Annotated in this window: 11 protein-coding genes; all 11 read right to left on the minus strand. The window is 43.2% G+C overall.

What is annotated here, in order from left to right:
• Window positions 1-66: 66 nt before the first annotated feature.
• Window positions 67-2,490 (minus strand): glucose/quinate/shikimate family membrane-bound PQQ-dependent dehydrogenase, encoded by a 2,424-nt coding sequence (locus tag OSH00_RS01240; protein ID WP_266128912.1) that lies wholly within the window; start codon window positions 2,488-2,490, stop codon window positions 67-69.
• Between the two features lie 16 nt (window positions 2,491-2,506).
• Complete coding sequence (locus tag OSH00_RS01245) at window positions 2,507-3,835, minus strand: carbohydrate porin (RefSeq protein WP_266128913.1); 1,329 nt, start codon at window positions 3,833-3,835, stop codon at window positions 2,507-2,509.
• A gap of 13 nt (window positions 3,836-3,848) precedes the next feature.
• Complete coding sequence (locus OSH00_RS01250) at window positions 3,849-5,309, minus strand: right-handed parallel beta-helix repeat-containing protein (protein WP_420909492.1); 1,461 nt, start codon at window positions 5,307-5,309, stop codon at window positions 3,849-3,851.
• 21 nt (window positions 5,310-5,330) lie between these two features.
• Entirely contained in the window at window positions 5,331-6,110 is a 780-nt protein-coding gene (aroD, locus tag OSH00_RS01255; protein ID WP_420909500.1) for a type I 3-dehydroquinate dehydratase, read from the minus strand.
• Between the two features lie 552 nt (window positions 6,111-6,662).
• Entirely contained in the window at window positions 6,663-7,292 is a 630-nt protein-coding gene (gene pcaG, locus OSH00_RS01260) for a protocatechuate 3,4-dioxygenase subunit alpha (RefSeq protein ID WP_266128915.1), read from the minus strand.
• Between the two features lie 11 nt (window positions 7,293-7,303).
• The gene (gene pcaH, locus OSH00_RS01265; protein WP_266128916.1) at window positions 7,304-8,029 is read right to left on the minus strand and encodes a protocatechuate 3,4-dioxygenase subunit beta; all 726 of its coding nucleotides are present in this window, start codon (window positions 8,027-8,029) and stop codon (window positions 7,304-7,306) included.
• Between the two features lie 10 nt (window positions 8,030-8,039).
• Window positions 8,040-8,453 carry a 4-carboxymuconolactone decarboxylase gene (gene pcaC, locus OSH00_RS01270; RefSeq protein WP_266128917.1) on the minus strand — a complete coding sequence of 138 codons (414 nt, stop codon included), beginning with the start codon at window positions 8,451-8,453 and terminating at the stop codon, window positions 8,040-8,042.
• A 31-nt stretch (window positions 8,454-8,484) separates the two neighbouring features.
• Window positions 8,485-9,837 carry a 4-hydroxybenzoate transporter PcaK gene (pcaK, locus tag OSH00_RS01275; protein WP_266128918.1) on the minus strand — a complete coding sequence of 451 codons (1,353 nt, stop codon included), beginning with the start codon at window positions 9,835-9,837 and terminating at the stop codon, window positions 8,485-8,487.
• A 41-nt stretch (window positions 9,838-9,878) separates the two neighbouring features.
• Window positions 9,879-10,658: a 3-oxoadipate enol-lactonase gene (gene pcaD, locus OSH00_RS01280; protein ID WP_266128919.1), complete on the minus strand. Its 780-nt coding sequence runs from the start codon at window positions 10,656-10,658 to the stop codon at window positions 9,879-9,881.
• A 5-nt stretch (window positions 10,659-10,663) separates the two neighbouring features.
• On the minus strand, window positions 10,664-12,013 hold the full coding sequence (locus OSH00_RS01285) for a 3-carboxy-cis,cis-muconate cycloisomerase (RefSeq protein WP_266128920.1): 1,350 nt from the start codon (window positions 12,011-12,013) through the stop codon (window positions 10,664-10,666).
• An 8-nt stretch (window positions 12,014-12,021) separates the two neighbouring features.
• Window positions 12,022-13,230, minus strand: a complete 1,209-nt coding sequence (gene pcaF, locus OSH00_RS01290) for a 3-oxoadipyl-CoA thiolase (RefSeq protein WP_266128921.1) — start codon at window positions 13,228-13,230, stop codon at window positions 12,022-12,024.
• Between the last annotated feature and the right edge of the window lie 31 nt (window positions 13,231-13,261).

Here is a 13,261-nt window from a genome sequence, read left to right on the forward strand (position 1 = left end):
ATTACAACAAAAAACTGCAATCGTTAACGATTGCAGTTTTTACTTTTAACAAAATTTAGATAAAATCTACTTCAAACTATAAGCAATCACGTAATCACCATGATCAGGTGATTGACGTGCTCCACCCGCAGTGATCATGACATATTGTTTGCCATTTTTAGGTGAAACATAACTGATCGGTGTAGCCTGACTACCTACAGGTAAGCGTGATTTCCACAACTCTTTACCTGTTGAAGAATCCAATGCTCTTAGATAATAGTCTTGTGTTGCAGCAAAAAAGACTAATCCTCCTTGAGTCGCCATCGGTCCACCAATAGTTGGCATACCTATTGGCGCTTTAAGTCCCATTTTGATCCCAAGAGGTCCTGTATCTTCAACTGTTCCCATTGGAACTTGCCATGCAATTTGACGGGTTTTCATGTCGATTGCAGTCATTGTTCCATAAGGCGGCTTCTGACAAGGAATATTCAACTTCGACCAGAAACGGTTTTTATCAACTTTATATGGCGTACCTTTCATTGGTACAGCCCCCATACCTGTATTGACTTTTTCACCACCATTTGCTTCACGGGCAAGATCTTCTGGTGTCTGCTCAATCAGTTTAATCCATAAGCCTAAACGCATATCATTGACAAACATATATTGATGACTTGGATCAAAAGCAATACTTCCCCAGTTCATACCACCAAGCGAACCAGGGAAACTCAATGACACATCTTTACCAGGTGCAGTAAATAATCCCTCGTAGCGCATTGATTTAAAGTTGATACGACACATCAATTGATCAAATGGTGTAGCACCCCACATATCTGATTCTGTTAAGGTTTGATTGCCAATTTGTGGCATCTCAACTGAGCGAGGTTGGGTTGGGCTATATTGCTCACCTTGAATATCTGCTGGCTTGACAGGTTGCTCAATTACTTTGGTTAAAGGCTTTCCTGTTAAACGATCTAAGACAAAGAACTGCCCCGATTTAGTTCCAATCACCACGGCTGGCTTATTCGAACCATCTTTCATTGGGAAATCAACCAAACTAGGTTGCATCGGTAAATCAAAGTCCCATAAATCATTATGCACGGTTTGATAGACCCACTTTTCTTTACCTGTGGTCGCATCCAAAGCCAAGACAGATGAATTATATTTATGGTCCAAAGGTTGACGGTTACCTCCCCAAACATCGACTGATGAGCTGCCCATCGGCAAAAATACCGTATTCATTTGTGGATCATATGACATTGCTGCCCATGAGTTTGCAGAACTGCGTTTATAAGTTTCACCTTCTTTTAATACATAATTCGGCTCTGGATTACGTGGATCAAAGGCCCATCGTAACTGTCCTGTAATCACGTCATAAGCTCGAATCACACCACCCGGCATATCTGCTGCAAAGTTATCAGCAATACGGCTCCCTACAACAATCACAGTACCAGCGATGGTGGGTGCTGAAGTCACTTCGAATCGTGGTGCAGTGGTTCCTTCTCCCAAACCTTTGAGTAAGTCTACGGTTCCATCCACGCCAAAATCTTTACAACGTTCCCCTGTATCCGCATTGACTGCAATTAAACGCCCATCAGGTGTATTGGTATAAACACGACGTAGACAAGAGGTATTATTTGCTACAGCTTGCACTGGCGTAGCACCTGCCAAAGTTGGCTGAACCAATACTTGGGTTGAATCAAAATAAGCCACACCACGGCAACGCTCCCATGCATCAGATTTAGAGTTCACTTCAGCTTTCCAAAGTTGTTTTCCTGAATCTGCTTCTAAGGCAAAAATGTTATTGTGCGGTGTACATAAATAGATCTTATTTCCGACCTGCAATGGAGTCATTTGATCTTCAGCACCATTGCCTGTGCCTGTTGTAAAATCACCTGTACGGAAGCGCCATACTTCTTTTAACTGATGTACATTGTCTCGAGTGATTTGATCCAATGCAGCGAAACGGCTTCCACCTGCATCCTGCCCATAATGTTGCCAGTTGGTTTGTTTCATATCTGTTTTTACAGGAACCAATGGCAATGCCTGACCTGTTGCCGCAACGGTGGGATGAGGTTGGAACATTTGATAAAGTCCAATCAGCATACCGACAACAGTTATAACACCCAAGCCATAAGCAGGTAAGCCCATACTGGGTTGAGCTTGATAACGGCGAATTGCAGGTAAACTAAACATCAATGCTGCAAACAAACCTGCTGGGAACATCAATCGTGAGAATAAAGGCCAAAACTCCCAACCTGCATCAAACAAAGCCCAAATCAGTGTGCCGATAAATACCAGACTGAAAACCGCAACACCCAAGGCTTTTTTCTTAAAAATCAAAACAGCTGAAACTAAGGTCAATACACCTGAGATCACGAAATACCATGATCCCCCCAATGTCACCAACTTCACTCCACCCACTGTAAAAAACAGCCCTGTGAGGAGTAAAGCCAATGCCAAAATAAAACACCATATTTTCAGTATGGTATGTGAGTTCGAAGATTCAGACATACATCATACTCCTAGATTAGAAATTTACACGCATGCTTAAACCTGCAACCCATGCATCATCCACTTCTTTAACACCTGCGGGTTGATGAATATATTGTAGGTTGGGTCTGAGCATGACCGCTGGTGACCATTGGTAGGTATAGTTCAGCTCGACATTTAACTCATCTCGTTGAACAGGAACATAGTCTGCTGCAAATACATCGTATTCGTCATAACCTCGACTATTATTCAGCGCAATTTGACGATCTTTATAACGATCATTGACCACATAATTGGCAATACCAAAACCAATAGAATCATTTGGACGACCATCAAATGGTCCTTTATACCAAAGCGCCAACTGTTGTGTGCTTTGGACTGCTGTTGTCGCTTTGTCATTCACTACGACATTCAAGCTGGCATATAGACCACGTTTAGGATCATTATCTTTTTGGCTTAGTTGTTGTTGTGCATTTAACCAAAAACTATGTTTACCCTCATGTACTTTACCCGTGGTCGCAATATCATTGGCTTCAGCAGTCGAATACAAAGCACCGACTTTATATTCACCGGCCAAACCATCAAATACTGCCAGTTTTGGTCGCCAGGCCAGTTCGACTGGAATGGTTGCACCCTTAACGTTATTCATATCCAGATTAAAACCATCGCTGTTTTTGGCGGTTTTAATATTGTCTGGATTCACTTCATAGACACCGACACCCAGTGTCCACGCTGGAGCAAATTGATATTTAACATTGGTTCCCCACAAGCCCACAGGTAAGTTGTACCAGATTGAACCAATGGATTTTCCAAGCTGTCCACCACACAGTAATAAATTCTGGAATTCACATTGTGAACCATTAAAGTCGTCAGACATGCCCATACGTCCAATCTTGAATTGAACTGTATTGTCAGCAAATCCCTTTTTGATCCACGCTTGAGTCAGGCGCCAAATTTTGCCTCGACCATAAATTTCTTGTGAATTTCCCAAAGCGCTCGAACGTGGATCTTTTATACGCTCCAAAGTCAAAGCATTGCCATCACGTTTGGTGATTAAAATATTTGCAGTGGTATTGTCCCAACCCGTAATTTTATCTAAATCAAAATTTGCACCTAAAGCCAGTTGAGCTGCATTTTTAAAAGTATTGCTATCGTTATAACCGCCATCTAAATTGGTGGCTGCTTGACTCATGATAGACGCAGTAAATTTATAGCCTTGCTTTTCCAGTTGTTGGCGTTGACCATTCCAATCGCCGAACAACCACTGACGATCCTGTGACCACGGTTGATCTGCAAAGCTGTGTTGTACACTACAAAGCGCAACAGTTAAGCAACTCAGTTTGAGTAAAAATCTTTTTGAATTCATTTCCAGCCCCTTATTATTTTAATTTCACAGCTGAACTGAGTTCAGACGTTGCACCCAAACGGTCTGTAATATTTGCGGTAATAGATGCGACTTTATTGGTCGGTTTCCATAGAATCTTGGCTAGCCCCTGTTCATTGGTTGCAGCAATAGCCGAACCTAAATAAAATTCTGCTTCATTTGAACTGGCTGAAGTGTTTCCAAAGAACTCAATCTGATAACGTTGATTGGGTTGACCTTTGACTTCGACCGAAACTTGACCTTTTGCATAGCTTAATTTAGGTGCCTGAATGCCTTGATTCGGTTGTGCATTACAGCCTTGCTGATTCGGTTGTTGGCAAGTTTTCTGTAAGTTTGCAGGATCAATTTTCACCCCATGACCACGTGAACCTACGAAATGTGCATGTTCTAATCCGGGAACATCAAAGATAATTGCACCTACACGTTGATTCGGTACGCAACTACCGCCCGCTTCACAACGCTTGATGTCTTGACCATTATTCCAAATTTGGTTCTTCGTTAAAGTAATGTGCGCATTGCCATCTTTTTCAGAACGAATCGCAATACCGACACGATTACCATGGACTTTATTGCTGTCAAAAATATTGCCATCGCCTGTTAAATTAAAACCATTCGAGTTATTGGTCAGTTCGTTATAGGCAATATAATTTCGTTTACCCCAATTGATCTGTAAACCATCTGAATAATTTTCAAACTTATTGCCCACCACGGCATTGTCATTGCCCCATAAAATCTCAATACCTTGTGAAGGCTCTGGATTTGCAGAGGTTGAAATAAAGTGATTATTTGCGACCAAGTTAAATGCGGCACCACGGGTTAATTCAAGCCCATCGCCATTGTCTTGGAAATAATTATTCAGCACTTTATTGTTGTTGGTGGTGGTTGCGGTTGGATTGCCCTTGCCATCATCTCCTGTCAACATCACACCTGCACCACCATAATTATGCATAATGCGGTTATTTTGAATCAGGTTATTACTGGCACGATTCATTAAAATACCAATACAGAAACGGCGAATTTCTACACCTTGAATCGTTACTCCATTAATATCGCGCAAAACAAGCCCCGGTAAAGTTGTGGTACGCACATTGGTACCGAACTGCCCTTCTACAGCTCCCGGACAAGCTTCAACACCAGTTCCTTTGATATAATTGGAACCATCAATTGCAATAAATTCACCTGTCTTTGCCCATTGGGTTCCCGTAATTTTTACAGGTGCTTTAATCTCGGGTAATGGAGCATTCACCTTGATGGTATAAGGTGCTGTACCAATTGCCTGAATTAATATTTCACTGGCTTCAGTCGGTTTGGCATTTGCCTGTTCAATTGCCCAACGCAGTGAACCTTTTTCACTGTCATCCTGATAACGGTCTACCACATAGCTTTCTGCCATGCTTAAACCAGAAACCGCAAGACCAATAGCCAACGCACTTAAACGTAAAGAAATCAATTTCATGTCTTAAAAATCCTTTTTAAATTATGGTGTAGGTTGAACAGTTTTTAATAACTGTTTTAGTTGGGTTACATCTATTTGACCGGGTGCTGAAGCTTCACCAATCATGCCGAAACTAAAGCTTCCCCCCATATTTGCTGTAGCAATTCGAGAAATAGTGCCTAATTTGCCCATCGACATGGTCAATAATGGCTTTTTGGATTGTTGACTGACTTTTAACGTGGCATTCATTAAGGTGAACACATCTTGTTTGTTTTGTGGCATCACTGCGATTTTTAAAATATCCGCACCCAGTTCATCCTGTTTAAGCAACCGTTGAATGATCTCATCTTCATTGGGTGTCTTTTTAAAATCGTGATTCGACATCACAATCAATACTTTTTTGGCATGTGCCAGTTCTACGGTATTTTTGACCACTTGTGGATCTCGGAACATTTCCACATCCAGCATGTCCATAAATGGCTGCTTTAAATATGCTTGATAAGTTTTTGCATAATCCGCATCAGTGATGGTCAACTGCCCACCTTCATTGTGTGTGCGAATCGTGGCAATCATTGGTTTTGTACCCAAAATCTTTTTAAGCTGGTGCCCCAAAGCAATCACTTGTTTGCTGTCATTGGCAAATTCGAGCAGGTCAATGCGGAATTCCGCCAAATCAGCATCGGGATTGCTTGCAATCACTTTGGCTTGTGCCAATGCTTGTTCTTGAGTTTTGGCAGTAATCGGTACAATCGTTTTCACTGGAAGTTTTGCCAGTTCTGACAATTCAACAGTGCGAGTTGGAACTGTTTGTGCTTGTGTCATTTGCAATGTAAAAATCGGGCTCAATGCCAGCATCACTGCTGCAATTTTTTGTAATTTCATTTTCCATCTTCCTTAATAGATGATCTGTAATAAATAACGTGAGTTCGATGCAACCACATCTTTAACTTATTGAAAAACATTAAGTCTTTCTGAGTTTTCACCCAATTTCAGGATCAGCCTGCGGCTCGCCATACTTTTGTTTTGGTATGAGGAGCGAAGCTCCGCAAGAGCAACCATCTTGCGCAGCGGTATCGCTGCTCACCGCAAAACTCGTCAATCACCAGAAACATATTTAATCAATCGCAGAAACAATACCTTGTAGGAGTAGTCCTGCCTCAAACAGTTGCGGATGACGTTTCCGAGTATTAAATTTCATCAAGAGTTTTTATCGAACTCAGGTTCAATAATCTGTACTCCGTATATAGATACTGTTTTAATGTCCTATGCTTTAAACCAATGTACTTAAATCGCGTTCATCCTCCCTTTTTACGTGGAGGAAAATCATAAATTGATCAATCTCCATGATGATCAAAGCACGATTTGACAAAATACTTAGATATCAAAAAACACGGTTTCGTCTTCGCCTTGAATACGAATATCAAAGCGGTAGACGATTTCGCCATTAACTTCCATACGTTTGGCAATCAACGTTTGACGACGAGTTGCCCATTCAATGCTGTTTAAAACTGGGTCATTGGCATTGGCATCTACTTCATCTTCAAAATAAATACGCGTATGTAGTCCAATGTTGATGCCACGTGCAAACACCACTACGGCAATATGAGGGGCTTGAATTGAACCTTTACGTCCTGCCACAGCACCAGGTTTTACGGTTTCAAAATGCCAAAAACCGGTTTCAAAATTGGCCCCTGTACGACCCCAACCTTGAAAATGTGGATCTACCGTTTTGCCTTGGGTATCTGCCTGACTTGGATAAACACCATTGTGATCTGCTTGCCAGATTTCCAGCAGGACATCTCTTAATGGCAGCCCCAGTCCGTCAAAAACTTGACCTTCCAGACGGATACGTTGCCCTTGAGTTTTGTCATTGGTCAATTGGTGGTTAAAGTTATGTTCGAATACTTCAATATTGGCTTGTTGAGGCAATAAACCGATGTGAACATAAGGTCCCCCTGTTTGTGATGGGGTCTCTTTCAGTTCTTGAAAATTCCATGCATTCATCGTATTCACCCTTAAGTCAAATCATTTTCAAAATAAGTCGCACGACGACCACGAAGATGAATATCAAAGCGGTAACAACGGCTATCCGCTTCAATAAAATTGTTTTTATCTTCCAGTGCAATCAAGGCACGACGCTGGTCTTCAGAAGGAATTGTTTTTAAAATTGGGCAGCTATCAATCAAGGTATCGCCTTCAAAATAGAACTGCGAAATTAAGCGCTGCGCCCAACCATCTGCAATCAATGAAAAATGGATATGTGCAGGACGCCATTCATTGATCCGATTACGCCACGGATATGGGCCCGGTTTAATGGTACGGAAAATGAAGAATCCATTTTCATCGGTTAAGGTACGACCACAGCCACCAAAGTTCGGATCCATCGCACCAATAAATTTATCGTTTGGATGACGATAACGACCTGAGGCATTGGCTTGCCAAACTTCTAGCAGTGCATTTTTGACTGGACGACCAAACTGATCACGCACATAACCATGCACAATAATACGTTCACCCACAGGTAAACCCTCTTTGGCATAGTTCAAAATCAAATCATTGTCTTTCGCACCAAAAAGATTGGGTGAAAAATGCGGTGAGGTCACTTCAGTCAAGGTTTCATTGATCGAAATCAATGCATTTTTTGGCGAGCGTAATACACTGGTTTTATAGCCGGGTGTATATGCTGGCGGATGATCATCGGTATTACGCTGTGGATATGCACCCAATGTGTGATTAAACATGCTGGTCTCCTTAATCCTGTGACTGTGTCGCAATGGGTTGCACTTCAATACCCAACTCTTTAAAAACCTCTTCTGCCATATGCATTGCCGCATTGGCTGCTGGCAAACCTGCATATAATGAACTATGCAAAATCAGTTCTTTGAGCTCATCCTTGGTCACACCATTGTTAAAACAAGCACGTAAATGCATTCTGAGTTCATCCTCTCGCCCCAATGCCAATAAAATGGCAATGGTCACTAAACTACGCGTATGACGAGGCAGACCTTCACGAGACCATACTTCGCCCCATGCAAATCGACTGATAAAGTTCTGGAAGTCTTGGTTAAAATCATTCAGGTTCGCTAAAGAGCGGCCGACATGTTGTTCGCCAAGTACTTCGGTACGGACTTTCAGTCCTTGTTGATAGCGTTGATCATCATTCATTGACGTTATTCCTCATCTAGAAAAATGAGCATTAGGTTGCATCGGTATGAGCAACCAAAGATTTAACAAAAATAGCTACAGCGGCTGAGGTTGCAGGAATCATCAGCAAACTGAGAATGGCGGTAAATGACCAGTCATTGCCCAATAAAACTGCACCGATCCATGCACCGAATACAGCGCCGAATCGCCCGATACCTGTCATCCAAGCCACACCTGTTGCACGACATTGGGTTGGATAGAAACGGGCACTTAAAGCAGGCATTGAAGATTGCGCACCATTGATGGCAATCCCTGCACATAACACCAACAGTGCCAGTAAGGTTGGATTGCTTAGGCTTTGCCCCACTGCGACTGCAAATAAACCTGCAACAAAATAGAAAGCAGAAATAATCCGATTCGGATTAAAACGATCCATCGCCCAACCAATAAATAAAGCACTCATCACCCCACCAAACTGGAATAAACCGCCGATGAATGCTGCACGCTCCATGGTCGCGCCCGTTTCTCGCATCAAAGTCGGTAACCAACTGGTTAACAGATAAATCACCACCAAGCCCATAAAATAGGTGGACCATAATAAAATGGTGCCTTTGGCATATTGTTTAGAAAACAGCATGCCAAACACATTTTTCTTTTCCGCAACTGCAGATTGCTCTTCTGGAATATGAAAAGTTTGTGCAGTTTTTACTTGCTCAGGTGCAATGTGGTTGAGGATTTTGCGAACTTTCTCTATCGACTGTCCTTTGATAATCAAGAAACGATAAGATTCTGGTAAGAAGAAAATCACCAACACCATGAGAATTAATGGTGAAATCCCACCCAATAAAAATAGACTGTGCCACCCAAAGGTTGGGATTAGCCAGCTACTGATAAATCCGCCAATCGCCATCCCCAAGTTATAACCACAGAACATGCAGGTCACCAGTAATGAGCGAATGCGTTGTGGGCAATATTCTGAGAACAAAGTGGTGGCATTTGGCATTGCCGCACCTAAACCAATCCCCGTTAAAAAGCGCAATACCACGAGACTGTTTAAGTCTTGAGCATAAGCAGATGCCAGTGTAAAACCACCAAAAATCAGCATCGAAATAGTCAAGACAATTTTACGACCAAAACGATCTGCTGTAGGACCTGAAACCAATGCGCCGATAATCATTCCACCGAGCGCCGCACTCATCACGGGTCCGAGTTGGGAACGATCAATGCCCCAATCCTGAGCCAAAGCAGGTGCAATAAAGCCCATTGCAGCAGTATCAATGCCATCGACAAATACGATGAGAAAACAAATGATTGCAATCATCCATTGATATTTACTGACAGGTGCGTCATTGATCAGCGCCTGCGCATCCATACTCTTGTTTGGGGCAGCAAATTCCTGTGCCATAGTTGCCTCCTTGTAGGCGAATTCCTTTCAAACCCTTGCGGTTATATACTTTGAATAAACTTAGACAGTGCCTGATTGAACACTTGAGGCTGTTCAATATTGGATAAATGGGAAGCTGCCAAGATTTCAAGCTGACTGTTTTGAATGATTTGATGCATAAATTCTGCATCTTTAACTGTGGTCACAGGGTCATACTGCCCCGCAATAATCAATGTCGGTATTTGGATTTGATTTAACTGATCCCGAACATCTGCATCTGCTAAAGCTCTACACGCATTGGCATAACCTTGTGAGGGTGTCATTGCTAAACTTTGGATGGTTTTTTGTGCCAATACATCATGGGCATAATCAAAGTGTTCACTAAACCAACGGGTATGTGTTGTTTTCACGATTTCAGCCAAACCATGTTGCTCAACACCAACCGCCCGACTGTTCCAAGCTTCAGCTGTACCAATTTTTGCGGCTGAGTTTGCTACGGTAATACTGTGAAAACGTTCAGCATGGTTGATCGCCAAAGCAAGCGCAGTAATGCCACCCATCGAAATACCACAGAAATGTGCTTTACTTATGTTTAAAGCATCCAGAATATCCACTGCATCTTCGGCTAGGTTTTGCAAAGTCGTGTGGGCAATCACCTCACTCTCACCATGACCACGTGTGTCATAAGTAACAATTTGATAATGCGTTGCCAATACAGCAACCTGTGCTTGCCACATTCCATGATCTGTACCCAAAGAGTTGGAGAACATCAGTACTGGGGCATTTTTTAAACCTTGTACTTGCACTGCAAGTCGGTGTCCTTGACGGTTATTGATCATCATGATCTTTATTCCTCTTGTGCGGCTTGCAGTACTGCATCAATTTGAGCCTGAATATTGCCCAAATAAGATGTCGGGTTAAACAATCCATCCAATGCCTGCGCATCGAAGTAGGCATTGACTTGAGCTATCTCGGATAACACTGTTTTTAAATGTTTCTGTTCAGCCACGGCTTGTTGACATGCTTGCTCAACCAAATGATGTGCATTTAAACGTCCAATTTTTACTGCAAGAGCCATCATGACTGCTTCTGCCATGATTAAACCTTGAGTACACTCAAGATTACGCTGCATGGCGACTGCATTTACTTGCATATGTGCCAATACATCATGTGTCCGTTCTAAAGCACCTGCGCATAACTGAAAAATTTCAGGAATTGCCAACCATTCAGCATGCCAAGCCCCTAAAGCACGTTCATGCTCTTGCACCATACTTTGGTAAACGCTTGCCATCAAAGCAGGTACACGATTGGCTGCGGCAAGGATTGAAGCTGCCGCAACAGGATTACGTTTATGGGGCATCGTGGATGAACCACCGCGACCTTTTGCAGTTGGTTCAAAGACTTCGGCGATTTCAGTCTGCATCAGCAATGACCAATCTTTTGCCATTTTGCCGACATTGCCAACAATCAAAGCTAAAGCGCTGGCGATCTCAACCATGCGATCTCGCTCACCATGCCATGTACATGTGGGTGCAGTTAAATTGAGTGTGTTTGCATAAGCTGCAACCACAGCGGAACCTTGATCCTGTAAAGAAGCCAACGAACCTACAGCACCTCCCAGTTGGGCGGTTAAAACTCGTTGTTGCATACGCTTCAGACGTTCAAGATCACGTTGCAAAGCAGCCGCCCAACGTGCAAACTTATGTCCAAGCGTGATCGGTAAAGCCTGCTGTAACCATGTACGCCCAATCATGACTTGGTCACGGTATTGTTGTGCCTGTTTTAAACAGATCTGAAAAGTCTGTTGTAATTGTTGCTCAATCAACAGCAATGCATCACGACACTGCAAAATGGTTGCGGTATCAATAATGTCTTGACTGGTTGCTCCCCAATGCACATAACGAGCAGCATCTTCATCTTGCTGTTTAACTAAGGCTGTAAATTGCTTCACAAAAGGAATCGCAACATTTCCAGCCAAACCAGCTGCAACAGCCAATGCATCAATATCGATGTGCATTAAAGCTTCTTGCCCAACGCTTTCAATTACGGTTGCTGCAGATTCTGGAATCACATTGACCTGTGCCTGCGCTTTTGCCAAAGCGACTTCGACTTGAATCATATAACCCAATAAAGCTTGATCACTAAAGATCGCAGTGACATCAGGTTGATAAAATAAGCTGGCGTATAACTGGCTCATCACAGACCTCACTCGACACGTTGAATAATCATGGCGATGCCTTGACCCACACCGATGCACATTGAACACAAGGCATATTGCCCTTGGATCCGTTCAAGTTGGTTGAGCGCTGTGGTCACCAAGCGGGCACCTGACGCCCCCAATGGATGGCCTAATGCAATGGCACCACCATTCGGATTGACCCGTGCATCATCATCGGCCAAGCCCAAATCACGCATCACCGCCAAAGCCTGTGCCGCAAAGGCTTCATTCAGCTCAATCACATCCATCTGCACTAAACTCAGATTTGCCTGTTTTAGTAATTTCTTGATCGCAGGTGCAGGTGCAAAACCCATGATGCGAGGTTCTATGCCCACCGTCGTCGATGCAATGATTTTGGCACGGGGTTTTAATTGGTATTCTGCAACAGCTTGATCTGATGCGATCAGTAATGCAGCCGCACCATCATTGATTCCTGAAGCATTGCCCGCAGTCACCGTACCTTCTGCTTTCACCACACCTTTTAATTTTTGTAAGGCTTGCAATGTGGTTGACGCTCGTGGATGCTCATCTTGCTCCACCACCAATGCATCCCCCTTACGCTGAGGGATCGTCACAGCAACAATTTCCTGTTTAAAAAAGCCCTGTGCCTGTGCGGCTGCCGTACGTTGCTGACTGTTCAATGCAAACTGATCTTGATCAGCACGGTTGATGTTGAATTGCTCAGCCACATTTTCAGCCGTTTGTGGCATGGTTTCTACACCATACATGTCTTTTAGTTTTGGATTGATAAAGCGCCAACCCATGGTGGTGTCTTCAATCTTTTGGCTACGCCCAAAAGCACTCTCTGATTTTCCCATCACATAGGGTGCTCGACTCATGCTTTCCACACCACCTGCAATGATCAGATCGGCTTCGTCCGCTTTAATCGCCCGTGCTGCCATCGCAATCGCATCCAGTGAAGAACCACATAAACGATTGACGGTGGTTGCAGGCACTTCAACGGGCAACCCTGCCAATAATGCCGACATGCGCCCCACATTTCGGTTGTCTTCACCTGCCTGATTGGCACAGCCATAAATCACATCGTCGATTTGTTGCCAGTCCACAGTCGGGTTGCGTTGCATCAAGGCTTGAATCGGCACTGCACCTAAATCATCCGCTCTTACAGCTGCAAGTCCACCGGCATAACGACCAAATGGAGTTCGAATAGCATCAATGATATAAGCATTTTTCATGTGTGTTTCCTTAAATAATCTCTCTTAAGAA

It is taken from the genome of Acinetobacter nematophilus, assembly GCF_026344175.1.
Classification (GTDB): domain Bacteria; phylum Pseudomonadota; class Gammaproteobacteria; order Pseudomonadales; family Moraxellaceae; genus Acinetobacter; species Acinetobacter nematophilus.

Excerpts from the sequence above, each read along its gene's own strand:
- pcaG (WP_266128915.1), bottom strand. The coding sequence starts at position 7,292 with ATGAATGCATGGAATTTTCAAGAACTGAAAGAGACCCCATCACAAACA.
- pcaK (WP_266128918.1), bottom strand. The coding sequence starts at position 9,837 with ATGGCACAGGAATTTGCTGCCCCAAACAAGAGTATGGATGCGCAGGCG.
- OSH00_RS01240 (WP_266128912.1), bottom strand. The coding sequence starts at position 2,490 with ATGTCTGAATCTTCGAACTCACATACCATACTGAAAATATGGTGTTTT.
- aroD (WP_420909500.1), bottom strand. The coding sequence starts at position 6,110 with ATGACACAAGCACAAACAGTTCCAACTCGCACTGTTGAATTGTCAGAA.
- pcaF (WP_266128921.1), bottom strand. The coding sequence starts at position 13,230 with ATGAAAAATGCTTATATCATTGATGCTATTCGAACTCCATTTGGTCGT.
- pcaH (WP_266128916.1), bottom strand. The coding sequence starts at position 8,029 with ATGTTTAATCACACATTGGGTGCATATCCACAGCGTAATACCGATGAT.
- pcaD (WP_266128919.1), bottom strand. The coding sequence starts at position 10,658 with ATGATGATCAATAACCGTCAAGGACACCGACTTGCAGTGCAAGTACAA.
- pcaC (WP_266128917.1), bottom strand. The coding sequence starts at position 8,453 with ATGAATGATGATCAACGCTATCAACAAGGACTGAAAGTCCGTACCGAA.
- OSH00_RS01250 (WP_420909492.1), bottom strand. The coding sequence starts at position 5,309 with ATGAAATTGATTTCTTTACGTTTAAGTGCGTTGGCTATTGGTCTTGCG.
- OSH00_RS01245 (WP_266128913.1), bottom strand. The coding sequence starts at position 3,835 with ATGAATTCAAAAAGATTTTTACTCAAACTGAGTTGCTTAACTGTTGCG.
- OSH00_RS01285 (WP_266128920.1), bottom strand. The coding sequence starts at position 12,013 with ATGAGCCAGTTATACGCCAGCTTATTTTATCAACCTGATGTCACTGCG.